The organism is Cellulomonas sp. HZM (assembly GCF_000708885.1).
Lineage (GTDB): Bacteria > Actinomycetota > Actinomycetes > Actinomycetales > Cellulomonadaceae > Cellulomonas.
Map to the genome: position 1 here is coordinate 91,341 of NZ_JEOE01000011.1, position 21,076 is coordinate 112,416.

General features: G+C 73.1%; 19 protein-coding genes. 10 read left to right on the forward strand and 9 right to left on the reverse strand.

Going from position 1 to position 21,076, the window contains the following annotated elements; all coding sequences use genetic code 11:
* Positions 1-52: 52 nt before the first annotated feature.
* From AW16_RS0108300 to AW16_RS0108325, 6 genes are all read right to left on the reverse strand, one after another.
* Complete coding sequence (locus AW16_RS0108300; RefSeq protein ID WP_034648475.1) at positions 53-1,396, reverse strand: extracellular solute-binding protein; 1,344 nt, start codon at positions 1,394-1,396, stop codon at positions 53-55.
* Positions 1,397-1,490: 94 nt separating this feature from the next.
* Positions 1,491-2,678 carry an ROK family transcriptional regulator gene (locus AW16_RS0108305; protein WP_029289574.1) on the reverse strand — a complete coding sequence of 396 codons (1,188 nt, stop codon included), beginning with the start codon at positions 2,676-2,678 and terminating at the stop codon, positions 1,491-1,493.
* A gap of 319 nt (positions 2,679-2,997) precedes the next feature.
* Positions 2,998-3,756 (reverse strand): class F sortase, encoded by a 759-nt coding sequence (locus AW16_RS0108310; protein ID WP_051681783.1) that lies wholly within the window; start codon positions 3,754-3,756, stop codon positions 2,998-3,000.
* Positions 3,756-4,580 carry an LPXTG cell wall anchor domain-containing protein gene (locus AW16_RS0108315; RefSeq protein WP_029289578.1) on the reverse strand — a complete coding sequence of 275 codons (825 nt, stop codon included), beginning with the start codon at positions 4,578-4,580 and terminating at the stop codon, positions 3,756-3,758. The genes AW16_RS0108310 and AW16_RS0108315 overlap by 1 nt, the downstream gene beginning before the upstream one ends.
* Before the next feature lie 132 nt (positions 4,581-4,712).
* Positions 4,713-5,561 (reverse strand): PfkB family carbohydrate kinase, encoded by an 849-nt coding sequence (locus AW16_RS0108320; RefSeq protein WP_029289580.1) that lies wholly within the window; start codon positions 5,559-5,561, stop codon positions 4,713-4,715.
* Positions 5,562-5,566: 5 nt separating this feature from the next.
* A complete protein-coding gene (locus tag AW16_RS0108325; protein ID WP_029289583.1) occupies positions 5,567-5,917 on the reverse strand; it encodes a hypothetical protein in 351 nt (116 codons plus the stop codon).
* 162 nt (positions 5,918-6,079) lie between these two features.
* Here AW16_RS0108325 and pgi point away from each other — a divergent pair, with 162 nt between their 5' ends.
* Both pgi and AW16_RS0108335 read left to right on the forward strand, forming a co-directional pair.
* The gene (gene pgi, locus AW16_RS0108330) at positions 6,080-7,750 is read left to right on the forward strand and encodes a glucose-6-phosphate isomerase (RefSeq protein WP_029289585.1); all 1,671 of its coding nucleotides are present in this window, start codon (positions 6,080-6,082) and stop codon (positions 7,748-7,750) included.
* 52 nt (positions 7,751-7,802) lie between these two features.
* On the forward strand, positions 7,803-8,213 hold the full coding sequence (locus AW16_RS0108335) for a nitroreductase/quinone reductase family protein (protein ID WP_029289587.1): 411 nt from the start codon (positions 7,803-7,805) through the stop codon (positions 8,211-8,213).
* Here AW16_RS0108335 and AW16_RS0108340 read toward each other — a convergent pair.
* Positions 8,200-9,066 (reverse strand): DUF72 domain-containing protein, encoded by an 867-nt coding sequence (locus tag AW16_RS0108340; protein WP_029289589.1) that lies wholly within the window; start codon positions 9,064-9,066, stop codon positions 8,200-8,202. The genes AW16_RS0108335 and AW16_RS0108340 overlap by 14 nt on opposite strands.
* A 70-nt stretch (positions 9,067-9,136) precedes the next feature.
* Positions 9,137-10,375 (reverse strand): amidohydrolase, encoded by a 1,239-nt coding sequence (locus AW16_RS0108345; protein WP_029289591.1) that lies wholly within the window; start codon positions 10,373-10,375, stop codon positions 9,137-9,139.
* Between the two features lie 112 nt (positions 10,376-10,487).
* Between AW16_RS0108345 and AW16_RS0108350 the strand changes: the two genes are divergently transcribed.
* From AW16_RS0108350 to AW16_RS0108375, 6 genes are all read left to right on the forward strand, one after another.
* Positions 10,488-10,859, forward strand: a complete 372-nt coding sequence (locus AW16_RS0108350; RefSeq protein ID WP_029289593.1) for an RNA-binding S4 domain-containing protein — start codon at positions 10,488-10,490, stop codon at positions 10,857-10,859.
* Positions 10,856-11,824 carry a DNA-3-methyladenine glycosylase gene (locus AW16_RS0108355; RefSeq protein ID WP_029289595.1) on the forward strand — a complete coding sequence of 323 codons (969 nt, stop codon included), beginning with the start codon at positions 10,856-10,858 and terminating at the stop codon, positions 11,822-11,824. Before AW16_RS0108350 ends, AW16_RS0108355 begins: the two co-directional genes overlap by 4 nt.
* 116 nt (positions 11,825-11,940) lie before the next feature.
* Complete coding sequence (locus AW16_RS0108360; protein ID WP_369794769.1) at positions 11,941-14,544, forward strand: sodium-translocating pyrophosphatase; 2,604 nt, start codon at positions 11,941-11,943, stop codon at positions 14,542-14,544.
* Positions 14,541-15,590 carry a glycosyltransferase family 1 protein gene (locus tag AW16_RS0108365; protein ID WP_029289598.1) on the forward strand — a complete coding sequence of 350 codons (1,050 nt, stop codon included), beginning with the start codon at positions 14,541-14,543 and terminating at the stop codon, positions 15,588-15,590. Before AW16_RS0108360 ends, AW16_RS0108365 begins: the two co-directional genes overlap by 4 nt.
* Before the next feature lie 70 nt (positions 15,591-15,660).
* Positions 15,661-15,891, forward strand: a complete 231-nt coding sequence (locus AW16_RS0108370) for a hypothetical protein (RefSeq protein WP_029289600.1) — start codon at positions 15,661-15,663, stop codon at positions 15,889-15,891.
* A gap of 160 nt (positions 15,892-16,051) precedes the next feature.
* Positions 16,052-17,260 (forward strand): LCP family protein, encoded by a 1,209-nt coding sequence (locus AW16_RS0108375; protein ID WP_156044113.1) that lies wholly within the window; start codon positions 16,052-16,054, stop codon positions 17,258-17,260.
* 112 nt (positions 17,261-17,372) lie between these two features.
* Here the strand turns inward: AW16_RS0108375 and AW16_RS0108380 are convergent, their stop codons facing one another.
* The gene (locus AW16_RS0108380; RefSeq protein ID WP_051681785.1) at positions 17,373-19,448 is read right to left on the reverse strand and encodes an acyltransferase family protein; all 2,076 of its coding nucleotides are present in this window, start codon (positions 19,446-19,448) and stop codon (positions 17,373-17,375) included.
* A 110-nt stretch (positions 19,449-19,558) separates the two neighbouring features.
* Here AW16_RS0108380 and AW16_RS0108385 point away from each other — a divergent pair, with 110 nt between their 5' ends.
* Both AW16_RS0108385 and mtnN read left to right on the forward strand, forming a co-directional pair.
* Entirely contained in the window at positions 19,559-20,023 is a 465-nt protein-coding gene (locus tag AW16_RS0108385) for an S-ribosylhomocysteine lyase (RefSeq protein ID WP_029289607.1), read from the forward strand.
* Complete coding sequence (gene mtnN / locus AW16_RS0108390) at positions 20,020-20,859, forward strand: 5'-methylthioadenosine/S-adenosylhomocysteine nucleosidase (RefSeq protein ID WP_231495979.1); 840 nt, start codon at positions 20,020-20,022, stop codon at positions 20,857-20,859. Before AW16_RS0108385 ends, mtnN begins: the two co-directional genes overlap by 4 nt.
* Positions 20,860-21,076 lie beyond the last annotated feature (217 nt).

Here is a 21,076-nt window from a genome sequence, read left to right on the forward strand (position 1 = left end):
CCGCCCGCGGGAGCGGTTCGCGCTCCCGCGGGCGGCCCGGTTCAGGGCTGGGTCAGCCCTTGCCGCCGTTGAGCATCGGCGTGATCTTCGCGTCGTACTGCGCAGCGAGCGCCGTGACGTCGCCGCCGTCCGCGATCTTCTGGAACAGGTCCTCGTAGACGAACGCGCCCTCGACCGCGGCCCAGCCCGGCGCAGCCGGGGTGAGCTTGGACGACGCCGCCGTCTCGATCATCGTCTTGGCGAACTTGTCGTCACCGAGCGAGCTGACGTACTGCTTGTTCGCCGGGCCGAGGCCGGTCTTGCCCATCATGTTCTGGAAGTCCTCCGAGAAGATGATCTTCAGGAGGTTCTTCGACAGCTCCGGGTGCTTCGACTTGGCCGAGATGGCGATGTTCGAGCCACCGGCGAAGACCGGCGCGATGCCGCCGTCGACACCCGGGAGCGCGAAGATGTCGAACTTCTTGTCGTCCGCCATGCCGTCGCGGACCTCGTCGCCCTTGTCGTTCTTGACGAGGTCACCGATCGACCAGCGCGCCCAGCCCGGGGCCATGATCGTCGCGGCCTCGGGCGCCGCGCCCTTGGCACCGTCGTTCAGGAAGTCCCAGTAGGCGACGTCGCGCTCGGTCGACGGCAGGTTGGACGCCGTCTTGTACAGCTGCTGCCACTGCTCGAGACCCTTGATGGTCTTCGGGTCGGACAGCGTCGACGACCAGGCGCCACCGGACTCGGTGGCGAGCTCGCCGCCGTTCGCGAAGACCCACGAGATGCCGTTGCGCCAGTCCTGGCCTCCCATCGCGAAGCCGGACATCTTGGCCGTCTTGAGCTTGGCCACGTCCTCCTGCAGCTCGGCGAGCGTCTTGGGGACCTCGAGACCCGCGGCGGTCCAGATGTCCTTGCGGTAGAACGCGTAGCGCGAGCCGAAGTAGTACGGCAGGGCGTAGTTCTTGCCGTCGACCTTGCCGACGTCGACGAACGACTGGAGCAGGTTGGTGCCGCCCAGCTCGTCGTACATGTCGCTGATGTCGAGGAAAGCGCCGACCGTGGTGAACGTCGGCGACTGCGTGTTGCCGACCTCGACGACGTCGGGGGTGTGGTCGGCGTCCGGCAGCGCGGTCGTCAGCTTGGTGACGACGTCGGTCCAGTCCTGCTGCTCGATCTTCAGGGTCGAACCCGGGTTCTCCTTGGCGAACTCGTCGACCAGGTACTTGCGCAGGTCGTCGTTCGTGTCGCCGCCGTTGAGCCAGAGCGTGATCGTCGCCGGCTCGGGGGCCGCGGCGGTCTCGGTGGCGGTCGTCCCGCCGGTGGGCTTGGCGCTGTTGTCGTCCGACGAGTCGCCGGAGCTGCAGGCCGTGAGCGTGAGCGTCGCCGCCACGCCGAGGGCTGCGAACCGTAGCATCTTCACGTTGGGGTTCCTCCCATGAGCGAGGCGATCGCCGGAAGGCGTCGCCGGGTGGGTACTGCCGACTGCTGTTGGGTCGGCTCGGGCGTCGTCACGAGACCCCGAGCTGACCCGACAGGACGAGCACCGCGGCACCCGCGAGTGCTCCGTCCTCGTCCATGGCTGCCATCCGCAGCGCGAGCCCGTGCCCGATGACGGGCATCGTGCGCTCGCGAACGGTGGACAGTGCCGTCTCACGCAGGGGTCCGTCCAGGAGGTCCGGGGGGCCGGCCAGGAGGACCTCTGCGAGATCGAGCGCACTGACGACGGGAGCCAGGGCGATGCCCAGCTTCCGTCCGACCGACGCCAGGGCGGCGTCGGACTCCTCGGGGGTGAGACCGGAGGTGCGACGGCGCAGGGCCGGCACGCTCAGGACGGTCTCGAGACAGCCCGCACGGCCGCACGCGCACACGGCGGGCTCCTCGTCGGACCCTGCGGCGGACTCCGCGTCGACGACGGTCACGTGACCGATCTCGCCCGCGGCGTTGTGGCGGCCCAGGACGAGCGCTCCGTCGACGACGATGCCCGCGCCGACGCCCTCGCCGATCGTGAGGACCATGCTCCCGGAGCCGGCGGCCTCGCCGTACGTGAACTCGCCGAGCGCGCGGGTGTTCGCGTCGTTCGCGACGTGCACGGGCACCTCGAGGCGCTCGGTGAGCAGCGCCGCGAGCGGGAGGTCGTACCAGCCTCGGTTGGGTGCCTGGACCACGCGGCCGTCGGTGTCGATGACACCCGGGGACGCGATGCCCAGGCCGATGACGGGACGGTCGGCGAGCGCGAGCAGGTCGCGGCACAGCTGCTCGAGGAGCTCGAGCGCCGCCTCGCCCACGCGGCCCTCGAGCGGGACCGAGCGACGCTCGACGACGTCCCCGACGAGCGTCATGACCGCGCCGAGGATGCGCTCGTCGTCGGTGAGGTCCACCGCGACGACGAGGAAGTCGGAGGTGCGCATCCCGACGAGCGTCGCGGGCTTGCCGACCTTGCCCTCGGAGCGGACGCCGAGCTCGCTGACGAGCCCTTCGGTGATGAGGTCCCCCACCAGCCCGGAGACCGTGACGCGGGTGAGGCCCGTGGACCGCGCGATGTCGGCGCGCGACGAGGGCCCCTCGTGGAAGAGGTGCGCGAGCACCATGGACCGGTTGTGCGCCCGTGCGTGCTCCGGCAGCGCCTTGGTGGTCGGGCGCAGTGCCCGACCCACCGTGCGTGCCGCCCGCACCTGGGGCTGACCGGTCGTCGTCATGTTTGTTAGTAGACCTTCCTTACTAAAAGAAGTCAACCAACATCTGTGACCGTGACCACATCGTGACCGGACGGTGACATCCCGGAATCACGCGTCACACGGACGTCATCTAGCGGCTCCGACCTGCGACGACGCACCTGGCCTGTACATCCGTCCAGGTCAGCGCTGTGAGAGCGCGGCCATCGCCGCGAGGCCTCCGGCCTCTCTCCACGCGGCGGCGACGGCCGTCCGGGTGAAGCCCGCCTCGGACCCGCTTCACCCGCACGAGGGCGCCACGGAGGGACGCCGCGGGCGTGCGGTCCGAGGCGCTGCACGTCACTCAGGCAAGGTGCGCGAACACCACGGTGTTGTCGACGTAGTGGCCCGTCCTACGGTCGAACGCTCCCCCGCACGTGATCAGCCGCAGCTCCGGGCGGTCGGTGTTGGCGTACACGACGGTGATCGGGAAGTCGTCCTTGGGGTAGGACGCGACGCCGTCCACGACGAAACGCACGACCGACCCGTCGGTCCGCGTGACGTCGATCCGCGCTCCCTTCTGAATGCGGCCGAGCTCGTGGAAGACCGAGGGGCCGTTCGCGCCGTCGACGTGCCCCTCGATCACGGCGGGACCGACGGCTCCCGGTCGGGGGCTCCCGTCGAACCACGCGGCGCGGTCGTAGTTCGGCCCCTTGGCCGGGACCGCGATCGTCCCGTCGGACGCGAGACCCAGGGTCAGCAGGCGCGACGACACGTGGAGCGACGGGATGGAGACGCTCTGCGGTCTCGGGACGCCGGTCGCCGCGGCGGACGGCGCCCCTGCGGGAGCGGAAGCCGCTGAGGTCGGCGCAGCCCCGCGGTCGTCGGGTGTCGCCGAGGGACCGGGAGCCGGCACCCCACGACCGGCGCCCGCCGCACCGTCGCGCGATGACGGTGCGGCGGACGCCGCGGGCGTCGGCGGCGCGGGCAGCTGCGCCGCGAGCGCCGTGGTCACCGCCGCGCCACCGGCCGCGAGGAGGCCGGCACCGACGACGACGGCGGCCACCCGACGGCGCCCACGCCCCGGCTGGTGCCCGGGCGTCCGGGCGCCGTCGGCGTCCATCAGCGGTCGTCGGCCGTGCGGTCGACGTGCTGGCCCACCTGCTGAGCGGGCACGACGTCTCGACGACGGCGCAGGACGAGCACCGCACCAGCAGCCATCGCCAGTCCGCCCGCGGCGAGCAGGCCGGTGTCCTGGACGCCGGCGGTCGAGCCGCTGCCGGTCTGCGCCCCTCCGGAAGGCATCGCCGACATCTGCGAGACCGCGAGCACGCCGCAGAGCGCCGGGTCGGTGGCCTCGGTGGGCAGCGACGGGTCGAGGTCGGACTTCGTGTCGCCGTCGTACTTGCCGTCACCGTTGTGGTCGACTCCGTGGATCACGACGACGGACTTGCCCGCGATGATCGCCTCGCCCACCTCGTGCGACACCTTGATCGAGCCGCGCTGGTAGCTGATCTTGCCGCCCTTGGCCGTGTCGAACCGATCGACCGCGAGGCCCGACCTGGGCGAGGTGTCACCGGTCTTGGTCAGGGAGACGACGATGTCGCCGTAGGCCGGGCCGCCCTCGGTGGTGTTCAGCGTGCCGCTGCCGTCCTTGTCGTCGGACGCCGCCGGGCACTCGTGGCGAGCCTCCGCCCCGAAGTGGATGTGCGCGGCGTGCGGGTTGTCCGGGAGCAGGCCCTCGGCGGTGAACGTCACCGTGAGCACGTCGTCCTTGACGGTCGTCATGGCGACGCCCGAGCCGTCCGCGTCGTTGAGCGCGACAGGCGCGAGCTTCGCTTCGTTGGATCCCGAGTCGGAGGCCGCCGACGCCGGGAGCGCCATCGCGAGCATCGCGGCGAGCGACACGGCGGGCACCGCGAGCGCGGCGCGGTAGGAGGTCTTCATGATTCGTCCCCTCGTCGTCCCGTCGACGTCGTCGTGATGTCGACGGGGTACGGAGGCCGCCTGGGGAGCGACCCTGTGCACGGGGTTCGGTGCCGCTCGGCCGACGGATGGGTCGGCCCGGGTCGTCTGCCCTCAACGGATCGCGGCGGTCCATCCGAGCGCGCCTCGTCCGCGCACCGACAGGCTCGCGACATCGACCGCCGCCTCGAGCGCCGTCCGGGGCGTCAGGCCACGCGCGAGACCCGCGGCCATCGCACCGTGCAGCACGTCCCCGGCGCCGAGGGTGTCGACCACCTCGTCGGCGGGCACGAGCGGCGGCACCACGTCGGCCTCGCCACGGACGAGCACCGCACCGGCACCCTGGGACCGTGCGACCCACGCGGGCCCGGGCAGGTCGGGCAGGACCTGTGCGGTGCCGGGAGCTGCGAAGTCCGCCGACAGGAGCGCGAGGTCGACGTGCGCCAGCAGCTCCTCGAGCCCGGGCTTCCAGCTGCCGCCGTCGAGCAGCACGGGCACCCCGGCGCGGGCCGCGCGTGCGACCCGGACTCCGGCAGCGAGGTGGTGCCCGTCGACGAGCACCGCGCCCGCGTCGTCGAGCACCGCCGGGAGCAGCCGGGCGACGTCGTGCACGTCGGCGGTCCCGGTCGCGTTCGTCGAGACGACGGCGCGCTCACCCGTCCCCGCGGTGACCAGCACCGTGGAGACCGCGGGTGCCCCGGCTCGCCCGCCCAGGAGGTCGACGACGTGCACACCACGCTCCTCGAGCGCCGCGCGCACGAGGTCGCCGAGCGGCGATCGGCCGAGCGCCGTGACGAGCGTCGCGGGCACGCCGAGCGCGACGGCCGTCGCGGCCGCGTTGGCCGCGGGACCGCCGAACGCCACGGCGAGGTCGCGGGCGACGACCTTCTGGTCCGGTGCGGGCAGCGCGTCGACGACCTGCACCACGTCGAGCGTGGCGAGCCCGCACGCGACGACGCGCACGCGCGTCAGGCGTCCGCGAGCGCGGCCCGCTCGTCGCGCCCCGCGCCGGCCCGGTCGACGAGCGTCCAGGTCACAGCTCCGAGCACGGCGGCGACGAGCGCCACGGACGGCCACGCGCCGAGGTGCGGCGCGAGCACGTGCGCGGCGACGAAGCACACCAGCCCGGTCAGCACGACGAGGACGAGACGTGCCGCACCCGACGCACGCGAGCGCCACACGCACCACGCGACCCCGGCGACGAGCACGACGCCACCGAGCGCGCGCACCCCGGTGCCCTGCGCGACGGCGAACCCGACGACGAGCGTCAGCGCCGCGAGGGGCCAGGTGGGCAGCGACGAGGCAGCGAGGCGTGGCACGCGGCCACTGTACGGCGCGCGGCTGGACGCGACGCTCGGTCCCGCGGTTCGGACCCGGTCCGGTCCACCGCCGCCTGGACCGGACGTCCCGTGCGCCCCGCCGGTCCCCGCCAGTAGGTTGGTGGCAGTCCTCAGCACCCTCCACCAGGAAGGGGCACGCACGTGTCCACGCAGCCGATCGACGCCACCACCACGAGCGCCTGGCAGGCCCTGTCCGAGCACGAGTCGACGCTGACGCCGGACCTGCGGCGCTGGTTCGCCGACGACCCCGAGCGTGCCGCGCGGCTCACGCTGCAGCTCGCGGACCTGCACGTCGACCTGTCCAAGAACCTCGTCACCGACGACACCGTCACGCTGCTCGTGCAGCTGGCCGAGCAGGTCGGCGTCGCGGACCGCCTCGCCGCGATGCTTCGGGGCGACCACATCAACGTCACCGAGGACCGTGCGGTGCTGCACACCGCGCTGCGCCGACCGGCTGGGGCGCAGCCGGCGCTCGTGGTCGACGGCCAGGACGTCGACCACGACGTCCAGGAGGTCCTCGACAAGGTGTCGGCGTTCGCGGACAAGGTCCGCTCGGGCGAGTGGGTCGGCGTCACGGGCGAGCGCGTGCGAACCGTGGTGAACATCGGCATCGGCGGGTCCGACCTCGGACCTGTGATGGTCTACGAGGCGCTCAAGCCCTATGTGCAGGAGGGGCTCGAGGTGCGGTTCGTGTCGAACATCGACCCGACCGACCTCGCCGAGAAGGTCAAGGACCTCGACCCCGCCTCGACGCTGTTCATCGTCGCGTCGAAGACGTTCGGAACGCTCGAGACGCTGACCAATGCGCGGCTCGCACGCGACTGGCTGTGGGAGCAGCTGGGTACCGCCGACGACGAGGCCGCGCGGAACGACGCCGTCGCGCACCACTTCGTCGCGGTGTCGACCGCACTCGACAAGGTCGCCGCGTTCGGCATCGACCCCGCCAACGCGTTCGGGTTCTGGGACTGGGTCGGCGGCCGCTACTCGGTGGACTCGGCGATCGGCACGTCGGTCGCGATCGCGATCGGCCCCGACGGGTTCCGGGACTTCCTCGCGGGCTTCCACGCGGTCGACGAGCACGTCGCGACCACGCCGTTCGAGCGCAACGTGCCCGTCCTGATGGGCCTGCTCAACGTCTGGTACGTCAACTTCCTCGGCGCCCACACGCACGCCGTGCTCCCCTACGCGCAGTACCTGCACCGCTTCCCGGCGTACCTGCAGCAGCTCACGATGGAGTCCAACGGCAAGTCCGTGCGCTGGGACGGCTCGCCCGTGACGACGCAGACCGGTGAGGTGTTCTGGGGCGAGCCCGGTACCAACGGGCAGCATGCGTTCTACCAGCTGATCCACCAGGGGACGCGCCTGATCCCCGCGGACTTCATCGCCGTGGCGAACCCGGCGCACCCGCTCAAGGACGGCGGCACCGACGTCCACGCGCTGTTCCTGGCGAACTTCTTCGCGCAGACCAAGGCGCTGGCGTTCGGCAAGACGGCCGACGAGGTTCGCGCCGAGGGCACGGCGGAGCACATCGTCCCGGCGCGCGTGTTCTCGGGGAACCGGCCGACCACGTCGATCCTCGCTCCGGCGCTCACGCCGTCGGTCGTGGGTCAGCTCATCGCGCTGTACGAGCACATCACGTTCGTGCAGGGCGTCGTGTGGGGCATCGACTCGTTCGACCAGTGGGGCGTCGAGCTCGGCAAGAAGCTCGCCCTCGAGATCGCCCCCGCGGTCGAGGGCGACGCGTCCGCGCTCGAGCAGCAGGACGCCTCGACGCGCTCGCTCATCTCGACCTACCTCGAGCTGCGGGACTGATGTGCGCACGGCCCGGCGCGCCACGCGCCGGGCCGCGCTGCACACTGGCCCCATGAGCGACTGGAACCAGCAGATCATCGACGAGTTCCGAGCGAACGGCGGCGACGTCGCGACGAACGGCTTCGGCAAGGGCCTGGTGCTGCTGCACCACCGTGGCGCGCGCACGGGCACCGAGCGCACGAGCCCGGTCGCGGCGATCCCCGACGGCTCGGGCGCCTGGTTCGTCGCCGCGTCGAAGGGCGGTGCGCCCGACAACCCGGCGTGGTACCACAACCTGCTGGCGCACCCGGACGTGGAGATCGAGACCCCCGACGACGGCACGGTGGACGTGCACGCGGCCGAGCTCGTCGGGCGCGAGCGCGACGACGCGTGGGAGCTGTTCAAGCAGCGCTCCGAGGGCTTCCGGTCCTACGAGGAGCGCACGAGCCGGACCATCCCGGTGCTGCGCCTCACGCGCCGCTGAGCCGCGCGATCAGTCCCATCGCGTCCGCCGGAGCGCGCACCTTCACGTCGTTGTCGAAGTAGACGTGCACGTCGCGCGCGTGTGCGTGCGTCGCGGCGGGACCGACGCGCCGCGTGTCGTCGGGCTCGCCGCCCGCGGCCCACGCCCGGACGCGGTCGGCCCACCGGTCGAGCGCCGCATCGTCGTACCCGCTCGTGTACAGCTCGCTGTCGCCGTGCAGGCGCACGTACACGACGTCGGAGGTCACGTCCTCCATGAGCGGCCAGCGCCCGGCGGTGTCCGCGACGACGAGCCCCACGTCGTGCTCGCGCAGCAGCTCGACGAACGCGGGCGTGCGGAACGAGTCGTGCCGCACCTCCACGACGTGCCGCACGCGCCGGTCGGCGTCGGTCGTGGTCCACGCCCGGCCGTCGAGCCGCTCGTCGTGCCGCTGCGACAGCGCGGCCGCCTGCGTCGTCGTGCGGGGCAGCAGCCGGAGGAAGTCGGCGAGCCGCTCTGCGTCGAACCCGAGCGTGGGAGGCAGCTGCCAGAGCACGGGGCCCAGGTGGTCGCCGAGCGCCAGGACACCGCTCGCGAAGAAGTTCGCGAGCGGCACCTCGACGTCCGCGAGCTTCTTCATGTGCGTCACGAACCGCGGCCCCTTGACGGACATCACGAAGCCGGTCGGGACCTGCTCGGTCCAGGACACGAACGAGGCGGGCCTCTGCAGCGCGTAGAAGGTGCCGTTGACCTCGATCGACGTCACGTGGGCCGCCGCGTACGCGAGCTCGTCGGCCTGACGTAGGCCGCGCGGGTAGAACACGCCGCGCCACGGCGCGTAGCGCCAGCCCGAGATCCCCACGTGCGCCGTCACCCGTGCAGCCTGCCCGTCACGAGCGGGTCGTGCGCGGCGACGCCCGCAGGACGCGCGAACATCGTGCCCGTCAGCGCACGAAGCGCTCCCCGCGCTCCACGACGACTCCCCGGTGCGTCTCGTCGTCCCACGTGTAGACCGTGCGCCCTTCGATGAGCACGTGCTCGGCGCGCGAGCCGATCTCGAGCGGGTCGCCCGACCACACGACGACGTCGCCGTCGCGCCCGACCTCGAGGGCCCCGACGCGCGCGTCGAGCCCGAGGAACTGCGCGGGGTTGGTGGTGAGCGCCTCGAGCGCGGCGTCGTGCGGCAGGCCTTCCTTGACCGCGAGCGTGGCCTGGTGCACGAGGAAGTTGATCGGCACGACGGGGTGGTCCGTGGTGATCGCGACCCGCACCCCCGCTGCGTGCAGCCGCGCGAGGTTCGCGATCGCGCGGTCGCGCAGCTCGACCTTCGAGCGGGACGTGAACATCGGGCCGAAGATGACCGGCACGTCGCGCTCGGCGATCACGTCGGCGATCTTGTGCGCCTCGGTGCCGTGGTTGATGACGAGCTTGTAGCCGAACTCGTCGGCCAGCCGCAGCGCGGTGGCGATGTCGTCGTGCCGGTGCGTGTGCTGGTCCCAGTACAGCTCGCCGTCGAGCACCCGCGCGAGGGTCTCGAGGCCGAGGTCGGTCGCGAACGGCTCACCCTTGCGCTCGGCCGCCTCGCGCGCCGCGCGGTAGTGCTGCGCCTTGCGGAACTGGTCACGGATGATCATCGCCGTGCCGAGGCGTGTGGAGGGCAGCTGCTTGCGCTCTCCGTACACGCGCTTGGGGTTCTCGCCGAGCGCCGACTTCACGCTCACCGCGTCGCTGATGACCTGCTCGTCGATCGTGCGGCCGCCCCACGACTTGATCGCGACGCTCTGGCCGCCGATCACGTTGCCCGAGCCCGGCTTGACGACGACCGACGTGACGCCGCCGGACAGCGCGTCGCGGAAGCCCTCGTCGTCGATGTTCACCGCGTCGATCGCGCGGACCCCCGCCGTGACGGGCTGCACCATCTCGTTGGTGTCGTTGCCCGCGGCTCCTTCGCCCTCCTCGTGGATGCCGACGTGCCCGTGCGCCTCGACGAAGCCCGGCAGCACCCAGCGCCCGGTCGCGTCGACCACGCGCGCGTGGTCCGGCACCTCGACGTCCACGCCGACGGCGGCGATCCGGCCGTCGACGACGAGCACCGTGCCGCGCTCGATCGGGGGTGCGCTCACGGGGACGACGAGACCCCCGGTGATCGCGACGACGGCGTGCGTGCTGGGGGCTGTGTCCATGCCTGGACCGTACGTCGCCCGGGGCGACGGATGCACGTGCTCGGGCGGGGCGAGGTCGTCGCGCACGCCGCCGTCGACCGCTCGTGCCCGCACGGCGTGCGACGCTAGGACCGTGGCGGAGGTGACCCGGGCGCGCGTCGACGCGTGGACGTGGGCGGTGCGGCTGTTCCCGACGAGGTCTGCGGCGGGTGCCGCGTGCCGGGCCGGCCACGTGCGCGTCAACGGCGAGCGCGCCAAGCCGGCGACGATGGTCGTGCCGGGCGACGAGGTGCACGTGCGCGGTGGCGAGCGCGAGCGGCTCGTCGTGGTGCAGCGCACCGTGGTCAAGCGGGTCGGCGCCGCGGTCGCGGTCGGCTGCTACCTCGACCGCTCCCCGGCACCGGTGCCCAAGGAGCATCGCGCGGTCGCCGGTGAGCGGGACCGTGGCACCGGCCGCCCGACGAAGCGCGACCGGCGACTCATCGAGAAGCTGCGCGGCCGATGACCGCGATCGGCGACGCACCGCTGGCCGAGGTGCGCCCCGACGACGCCCGCGACGCCCGCGACGCCCCGGCGTCCGTCGACGTGTACCGCCCCGCCCTCCCTGTCGATGTCGCGCTCACGCTCGCTCCCCTGCGTCGTGGCGCGAGCGACCCCGTGTGGAGGCGCACGCCCGACGGTGCGATCTGGCACGCGACGCGAACCCCCGACGGTCCCGCGACGCGACGGCTCGTGGTGCGCCGTGACGGCGTGCACGTCGAGGCATGGGGCCCGGGCGCGGAGCGCGCGGTCGCGGGCGTGCCCGACCTGCTCGGGGCTCGCGACGACACAAGGTTCGAGGCCGGCCCGCACCCCGTGGTGCGTGAGGCGCACCGACGGCTGCCCGGGCTGCGCATCCCGCACTCGTCGAACGTCTGGGAGCAGCTCGTGCCCGCGGTGCTCGAGCAACGCGTGGTCGGCCTCGACGCGAAGGCGTCGTGGCGCCGCCTCGTGCAGCGGCACGGGAGCGTGCCACCCGGGCCGGCCCCCGCCGGCATGCGGCTCGCGCCCCCGCCGCGCGCGTGGGCCGATCTGCCCGTGTGGGAGTGGCGTGCCGCGGGCGTCGAGGAGGCCCGTGCGGGCACGGTGCGCCGGGCCGCCCTCGTCGCGCACCACCTGCGCGGCGACCTCACGCCCGCGCAGGCGTCGCGTGTGCTGCGCAGCGTGCGCGGCATCGGTCCGTGGACGGTGGCCGAGGTCACGTCCCGCGCGCTCGGCGACACCGACGCCGTCTCGGTCGGCGACTTCCACCTGGCCCACCTCGTCGGCTGGGCGCTCACGGGGCGGCGCACGGACGACGCCGGGATGCTCGAGCTGCTCGAGCCGTGGCGCCCGCAGCGTCAGCGCGTGATCCGGCTGCTCGAGATCACGCAGGCCGCGCGCGCGCCCCGCTTCGGTCCACGCTCGCCCCGAGCGGCGCGTCTCGGCTGATCCGCACGGCCGCCCGGACCTTGTGACCTAAGTCTCAGGAACGGCGGCGGCGGCGCTCCTAACGTCGCCCACGAGGCGTCCGACCAGGACGTCTGCCGCCCGACGCTGGGAGACACGTGGACACCGCCGACCACCGACCGCACCGCACCCGCGGCCGCCACCGGGCGTGCGTCGCCGCGGGGATGCTCGCACTCGCCGCCACGACCGCGGGCTGCTCGGGCACTGCCCACGGCGACGCGGGCCCGGCCGGTGGCGAGGCCAGCCTCCAGCTCCCGGACCTGAGCTCCGTCACGGTGCTGGGAGGGATGTCCGGGCGGGTGCTCCTCGGCCTCGGCCTCGTCGTGTGCGCGCTCGGGCTCGCGTTCGGGGTGGCGACCTACCTGCAGCTGCGGCGGCTGCCCGTGCATCCCTCGATGCGCGACGTCTCGGAGCTCATCTACTCGACCTGCCGCGCGTACCTGGCGCAGCAGGGCCGCTTCCTGGCGGTCCTGTGGGCGTTCATCGCCGTGGTGATCGTCGTCTACTACAAGGCGCTGGTCGGCTTCCCGTGGGGCCGCGTCGTCGTGGTGATCGCGTTCAGCCTGGTCGGTGTCGCCGGGTCGTACTCGGTCGCGTGGTACGGCATCCGCGTCAACACGCTCGCGAACAGCCGGGTGGCGTTCGTCAGCCTGCGCGGCAAGCCCTTGCCGCTGCACCGCATCCCGCTCAAGTCCGGGATGTCGATCGGCATGGTGCTCATCAGCCTCGAGCTGCTCATGATGCTGGTCATCCTCCTGTTCCTCCCGCGCGAGATCGCCGGTGCGTGCTTCATCGGGTTCGCGATCGGGGAGTCCCTCGGCGCGTCCGCGCTGCGCATCGCCGGTGGCATCTTCACGAAGATCGCCGACATCGGCTCCGACCTCATGAAGATCGCCTTCAAGATCAAGGAGGACGACGCCCGCAACCCCGGCGTCATCGCCGACTGCACGGGTGACAACGCGGGCGACTCGGTGGGTCCGAGCGCCGACGGGTTCGAGACCTACGGCGTCACCGGGGTCGCGCTCGTGACGTTCGTGCTGCTCGGCGTCCACGACCCGGCGGTGCAGGCCAGCCTCCTGGTCTGGATCTTCGTCGTGCGCGCCGTGATGATCGTGGCGTCGGCCGCCTCGTACCTCCTCAACGACGCCGTGACGACCCACCGTCACCGCGACGCCGAGCGGATGAGCTTCGAGGCACCGCTCACGTCGCTCGTATGGCTCACGAGCGCGACATGCATCGTCGCGACGTTCGCCACCACGTGGGTCGTGCTCTCGCAGAGCGGGGCCGCCGACCAGTGGTGGCGGCTCGCGGCGATCATCTCCTGCGGGACGCTCGCCGGGGCGCTCATCCCGGAGCTGGTCAAGGTGTTCACCTCGATGAGCTCCAAGCACGTGCGCGAGGTCGTCAAGAGCTCGCGCCAGGGCGGACCGTCGCTGAACATCCTGTCCGGCCTGGTGGCGGGCAACTTCTCGGCGTACTGGCTCGGGATCTCGGTCGTCGGGCTCATGGGCGCGGCGTACCTCATCAGCGAGCAGGGGCTCGGCGACCTGATGGTCGCGCCCGCGGTCTTCGCGTTCGGCCTGGTCGCGTTCGGCTTCCTCGGGATGGGACCGGTGACCATCGCGGTCGACTCCTACGGGCCCGTCACGGACAACGCGCAGAGCGTCTACGAGCTCTCGGTCATCGAGGACCTCCCCGGGATCGACGACGAGCTGCGCACCGAGCACGGCCTCGAGCCGCGCTGGGAGCAGGCGAAGCAGATGCTCGAGGAGAACGACGGTGCGGGGAACACGTTCAAGGCGACCGCGAAGCCCGTACTCGTCGGCACGGCCGTGGTGGGCGCGACCACGATGATCTTCTCGATCATCATGGGCCTCACGGACGGCATGACGTCGGGGATCGAGAACCTCTCGCTCATGCACCCGCCGTTCCTGCTCGGCCTGATCACCGGCGGTGCCGTCGTGTTCTGGTTCACGGGGGCCTCGATCCAGGCGGTCACGACGGGCGCCTACCGCGCGGTCGAGTTCATCAAGGGCACGATCCGTCTGGACGGGGCGACGAAGGCCTCGGAGGCCGACTCGCGCCGGGTCGTCGAGATCTGCACGCAGTACGCGCAGCAGGGCATGCTCACGATGTTCCTGGCCGTGTTCTTCGCAACCCTCGCGTTCGCGTTCGTCGAGCCGTACTTCTTCATCGGGTACCTCGTCTCGATCGCCGTCTTCGGCCTCTACCAGGCGATCTTCATGGCCAACGCCGGTGGGGCCTGGGACAACGCGAAGAAGATCGTCGAGGTCGACCTGCACGCCAAGGGGACGGCGCTGCACGACGCGACGATCGTCGGTGACACGGTGGGCGACCCCTACAAGGACACCTCGTCGGTCGCGCTCAACCCCGTCATCAAGTTCACGACGCTGTTCGGGCTCCTCGCGGTCGACCTGGCCGTGTCCCTCGAGGACGACGGCCACCACGCACTGGTCGCGACGCTCGCCGCGGTGTTCTTCGTGGTGTCCGCCGCGTTCGTGTGGCGCTCGTTCTACGGCATGCGGATCCGCACGTCGCTCGACGACGTCGACGAGCCCGCCGACCAGCCGCGTGAGCCCGGTCCGGTCCCCGAGGCCGTCGACGCAGCCGTCGACGCGGCCGTCGACGTCGACGTTCGCGCGGCGGCCGGGACGCCCGCCGGTGCGTCCGCACGCCCATGAGGGTCGCGGTCCGGTACGGCGACGTGCTCGTCGACCCCGACGGCCGCGTCGCCGGCCACGACGCGGGCGCGACGCTCGTGCGCAGGCTGCTGCGCGTGTTCCCCGGTTCGCTGCTCGTCTCCGACGGGCCGCGGCGCGGCCAGGGCTTCGACGTGCTGCCGCTCGAGTTCGTCGACGCGTCGGACACGGTCGTGGTCAACATGGACGTCGTCGACTCGATGAGCGTGTGGCGCACGCTGCGACGCACGACCGACGCGCCGCACGTCATGAACTTCGTCTGGTGGACGACGTCGCAGTTCACGGACCGCGTCGAGAGGGCGTCGCTCGGCCTCTCCTGCGCGCTTTTCCCGACGTTCGCGAACTCCGAGCGCACGGCCCGCGAGATCTCCGAGATCGTCGGCCAGTGGACCGTCCAGCCGCTGGCCGAGAACGCCCGCGTCGGCTGGGTGAACCTGGGCATCCGCCTCGAGCACGTGCGGCCGCGGCACGAGCCCACCGTCCCGGTCGTGCTCTACCCCGCGATCCGGCTCTCCGAGCGCAAGCAGCCACGCCTGTTCGTCGACGTCGTCGAGCGCGTGCACCACCGCACCCCGATCAGGGTCGAGGCACGGCTCGTGGAGTCGCACCTGGTCTCCGAGCAGGCCATGCGCCTGTCCCGCCCCGACTGGTGCTGGGTCGGGCCGCTCACGGCGAGCCGGGACGACTACTGGGAGGCGCTCGCCGGCACCACGGCCTTCCTCGCGACCGCGACCGAGGAGTCGTACGGGCTGGAGTACATCGAGGCGCTGCTCGCCGGTGCCGTCGGGGTGTTCCCGGACCGGCCGTGGGCGCACGCGATCCTCCCGGTCGGCTACCCGTTCGTGTACCGCGACGCGACGCAGGCGGCGGCGATGCTCGAGCGCGCGGTGACCGACACCGCCGCGTGCCGGCGCGAGCTCGACGTCGTCGCGGGCGGCTCGTTCGCGCAGTGGCTGCGCGCACGGCACGACGACGACGCGTTCGACCGCTCGGTCGTCGAGCACGTGCGGCGGTGGTTCGAGGACTGAGGAGCATTGGCGCGGCGGGGGTCGGACACGGCAGGATCGGACCGGCACGTCCACGTCATCAGGAGGAACCGTGAGCACCCAGCCCGAGCAGCCCGTCGACCGCACCAACGGCCCCGCGACCGCGGTCGGCGCGTTCTTCGCGTTCCTGCTGTTCGTCGGCGGCCTCGTGCTCTTCACGATCTCGTTCGACGTCGACACCTCGGTCGCGCCGTGGACCTTCGTCGCCGGCATCGCTGCCGTGACGCTCGCGTTCATGGTCCCGACGACGATCATCCCGGCGCTCGAGGACCGCGCGAGCTGATCGCACCGGGCCGGTCGGGCGTCCGCCCACTCCCGTCCAGCACCCATCCGCACCGGTCCCGAACCGTGCGCTGACCTGCGCACACATCTTCACAGATCGCGCACCGGACCTCTCCCGCGACCGCCCCCGCAGCCACGGTCGGAGGCAATACGTTGCGGACGTGAGCCGCACAGCCCCCGCACAGCACCGCCGCAGCGTCCGTGGTCCGCGACCGTGGCTGCGGGCGGTGGCGCTCGTCGCCGTCGCCGTACCGCTGTTCGCCGCGAGCGCCGCCTACGCCGTCTACCGTCACCTCGACGGCAACATCGACACCGCGACCGGAGTCGACGACTACCTCGGCGACACGCGGCCGACCCACGCGGCGGCGGCTCCGCTGACCGACGGCTACGCGGGGCGCGAGGTGAACATCCTCGTGATGGGGATCGACTCGCGGGACGGCTCCAACAAGGAGTACGGCTACGTCGACGGGGCGCGCTCCGACTCCACGTTCCTGGTGCACCTGCCGGCCGACCGCTCGCGCATCGACGTCGTCTCGGTGCCCCGCGACTCGCTGGTCGACATCCCCGCGTGCAAGCTCCCCGACGGGTCGATGACCCGGCCGCGGACGATGGAGATGTTCAACGCGGCCTTCGAGATCGGCGGCGGGCCGACGCAGGACCTGACGTCGGCCGCCGCGTGCACGCGCAAGACGTTCGAGCAGGACACCGGCGTGCGCACCGACGAGCACGTCGTCCTCAAGATGAACGGCGTCCGCGACGTCATCGACGACCTCGGCGGCGTCCCGTTCTGCTTCCCCGAGGCGATGGACTCCGACAAGGCGAAGCTGCACGTGAAGGCCGGGCGCACGGTGCTCGACGGCCGGACGTCCGTCGAGTTCCTCCGGGCGCGGACGGGCGAGGGCGGCGGCCTGTGGCTCGGCAGCGACCTCGCCCGTCTCGACCGGCAGCACGCGTTCCTCGAGGCGCTCACCGCGAAGGTGCACGCGTCCCAGCTGCTGACGCACCCCACGACGCTCCTGCAGGTGCTCGACTCGGCGACCAAGGCCGTCTCGGTGAGCCCCGGGCTCGGCAGCATCCGTTCGATGGCGGGGCTCGCGGTGACCGCGAAGGGCCTGGGCGGGGACGACATCGTGTCCGTGACCGTGCCGACGGCGTCGTACCGCGGCACCGGGCGGGTCGTCTGGACCTCGGCCGCCGACGACCTGTGGCTGCGGCTGCGCGAGGACCGGCCGCTCGTGGGCGATGCGAAGCCGCACGCGACGACGACACCCACCGGGAGCTCGAGCCCTCAGGCGTCGACGAAGCCCACCAAGCCCACCAAGCCGCACGTCCCGACGACGTGGCCGTCGTCGGCCGAGTGCGGGACCTGACCTCCGCCCGCGCGCGGGGCGGGACCTGACGACGCTGCGCGTCGGGACGGGTCGACGGTGGTGGTGCCGGCGGTGCAGGGGGACGCCGGCACCACCATCGAGATCGCGGCGCTCAGCCGACGAGCGGCACGAGCTGCTCCGCGAGCGCCGGGGCGAGCGTCCGGTCGTACGTCGCGGTGAGGTGGTGCGCGTCCCGCCACACGAGCGCCTCCCCGATGATCGCCGGGCACGTCCCTGCCGGGCAGACCAGCGCGGTGAGGTCGACGACCGGCACGCCGGTGGCGCGCGCGGCGGCCTCCTGCTGAGCCGTCCCGGACCGGCGCTCAGCGGCGGCGGCGTCCACGGTGCAGGCCGTCGCCCACGAGCGCTGGTGCGTGGCGACGCACTCGGGGACGTCGATCCCGACCCACGGCGTGTCGGCGATCGCGACGACCCGCGACCCGGCGTCGGTGAGGCGCTGCCACGTGCGGGCCAGGCCGTCGGCGGCGAGCTCCGCGGCGGCGCCGCCCGTCGCGCGCTCCCCCGCGGAGGTCATCGGCTCGATCGCGTCGTTGGTGGTCACGACGACGGTCGGCGGGTGCGCGACGAGCGCAGCGGTCACCGCCCGGTTCCACGTGCTGCACGTCGTGTACGGGTCGTCGCCGAGCGACGCCTGCACGTCCGCGAGCGCACAGCTGCCCTTGGTGTACGTGTCGAGGCGCCACCCGTGCTGCTCCGCGACCACGCGCAGGGCCGGCTGCCACTGCGCCGCGTGCGAGTCCCCGACGAGCGCGACGACGGTCGACGAGCCGGCGTCGCCGTACGTGCACGCGACGACCGCGGTGCCCGCGCTGTTCTGGTGGCAGCCGTCCGCGTACAGGTCGGCCACGTCGCTCGTCGCGTCCGCGAGCGCCGGGGCGACCGCGGTGAGGTCCGTGCGGGCGTCAGGGCCGGTCCACGAGCCGTCCGCCAGCACGGCCGCACCGGGTGCGGCGGCGGACGACGACCGCGGGAGTGCCGCGACGAGGGCGACGGCGGCCAGCACCCCGACGCACGTGCACGCCACGCCGAGCAGGGCCGAGCGCCGCACGCTCGCGCGCAGCCGCGCGGACACGTGCAGGGGTCGCTCGACCCAGCGGTACGCGAGCGCCGCGGGCACGGCCGAGGCCGCGACGGCTGCGACACCGATCGGCACGGGCAGCGAGCCGTCCTCGCCGGACCACAGCGCGGTCGCGACGACGACCGCGGGCCAGTGCCACAGGTAGAGCGAGTACGACGCGGAACCGACAGGCTGCAGCGCACGCAGGCGCAGCGCCGAGAGCCCGCGGTGCGCACCGGTGCCGGCCGCGAGCACGAGCGCCGTGCCCACGGTCGGCACGAGCGCGGCGGCGCCGGGGAACGGCGTCGAGCCGGTGAACCGGAGCGCCGCGTACGCGACGAGCGCGAGCCCCGCCCAGCCGGCGGCCGCGAGCACGCGGGCGGGCAGGCCCGCGACGACCGGCGCCCCGACCGCGAGCAGCGCCCCCAGCCCGAGCTCCCACGCGCGCGTCGTCGTGACGAAGTACGCGCGGGCAGGGTCGGACGCCGTGAGGTGCACCGACCACGCGAGCGAGCCGACGACGAGCACCGCGGCCACCCCGAGCGCGGGCCGCCCCACGCGCAGGCCGCGCCGGCGCGCCCACGACGCGACCGCGAGCACGACGAGCGGCCACACGACGTAGAACTGCTCCTCGACCGCGAGCGACCAGAAGTGCTGCACGGGGCTCGCCGCGGACCCCTGCGCGAGGTAGTCGACGGACCGGTCGGCGAGCCGCCAGTTCACGACGTACAGCGCGGTCGCGCCGACGTCCCCGGCGATCTCGCGCCAGCGCGTCACGGGAAGCCAGAGCATCGTCGCGAGCGCCACGGCCACGAGGACGGTCGCCGCCGCGGGCAGCAGCCGACGCGCCCGTCGGGCGTAGAACCTGCCCAGGCGCAGCCGCCCCGTCGCGGTGACCTCGCCGACGAGCATCGACGTGATGAGGAAGCCGGAGACGACGAAGAACACGTCGACGCCCACGAACCCTCCGGGCAGCCACGTCACGCCCGCGTGGAACGCGAGAACGAGCAGCACCGCGACGGCCCGCAGGCCCTGGATGTCGGGCCGGAACCCGCCGTCGGCGGCGGTCCGGGACGTCGCGGCGGCCGGCCGTTCCTCGGTCGTCGTCACCGCGGCAGGCTAGCCGCCGCACGTGAGGACCGCCTGGTCGCGCAGAATGGGGTCAGGACGGAACGAGCGCGCACGAGCACGCACGAGCACGCACGAGCACAGGAGACCCCATGCCCGACCGCATGAACGTCGAGTCGTTCAACCTCGACCACCGCACGGTGGCCGCGCCGTACATCCGGCTCGCCGACACCAAGACGCTGCCCGCGGGCGACGTCCTCAGCAAGTACGACGTGCGCTTCGCCCAGCCCAACGTCGCGCACCTCGAGATGCCGGTGGTGCACTCGCTCGAGCACCTGTTCGCGGAGCACTCGCGCAACCACTCGGACCGCGTGCTCGACTTCTCGCCCATGGGGTGCCAGACGGGCTTCTACCTCATGCTCGAGGGCACGTGGTCGGACGACGAGGTGCAGCAGCTGGTCGCGGACACGCTGCAGGACGTGCTCGCCGCCGACGAGGTGCCGGCCGCGAACGAGGTGCAGTGCGGCTGGGGGGCCAACCACACGCTCGCGGGCGCCCAGGACGCGGCCCGCGCGTTCCTCGCCGAGCGGGCCGGCTGGTCGCAGGTCCAGGCGTGACCGCACGCCGCGACGAGCCGTCCGGTCGCTCGGGCTCGTCGGCCGCCGACCGGCCCGCCGACGCCCTGGTCGACGTCGACGCGCTGGTCGACGCGGTGGTCGACGCGGTGGTCGACGCGGTGGTCGTCGTCGCGATGGCCGACGAGGCGGCCCCGTTCCTCGCACTGGCGGACGACGTCCCCGCACCGGTGCGTGTCGGCGGTGCGGAGCATCACCTGATGACGACGGGCGGCCGACGCGTGCTGCTCGTACGCGGCGGGATCGGGCTGGTGAACGCCGCGAGCGCAGCGACCGGCGCGCTCGCCCGCGTGCGCACCGGGGTGCTCGTGAGCGCGGGCAGCGCCGGAGGCCTCGGAGCCGGGGTGCGCGTCGGCGACGTCGTGGTCGGCGCGACGCACGTGCTGGCGGACGCGGACGCGCGCGCGTTCGGCTACGCGCTCGGCCAGGTGCCCGGCATGCCCGCGGTGTACGCGGCCGACGAGCGCCTCGTCGCCGCGGCCGCCTCGTTCGCGGCGGACCCCGCCGATGCCGGGCGAGGGCTCGATGCGCCCGACGGGCCCGAGCTGCGCGTCCTGACGGGGCTGACCATCTCGGGCGACTCGTTCATCGACGCCGACCGCGTCGCGCGCGTGCGGGACGCGTACCCGGCGGCCCTCGCGACCGACATGGAGTCGGCCGCGCTCGCTCAGGTCGCGCACCTGTTCGCCGTCCCGTTCGTCTCGGTGCGCGGGATCTCCGACCTGTGCAGCCCCGTCGAGGCGGGCGAGTTCCTCACGCACGTGGACGACGCGGCGCTCCGCTCGGCGCAGGTCGTGCAGCACCTGCTTCGCGCGTAGCCCACGCCCGCACGCGGGTGCGGCGACCCCGGGCCGGGGCCGCCGCGCTCGCTCGGACGGGGTCAGGAGTCGCTCGTCGTCCCCTGGTCGGCCGTGCCGCCCTGGCCCCCGGGGCCGCCCTGGCCGCCGTCGCGGGGCACCCCCCCCGGGGGCGGAGATCCTCGCGGCGGCCGCCTCGTTCGCGGCGGACCCGGTCCTCGTGGCCGAGGCGCGCCGG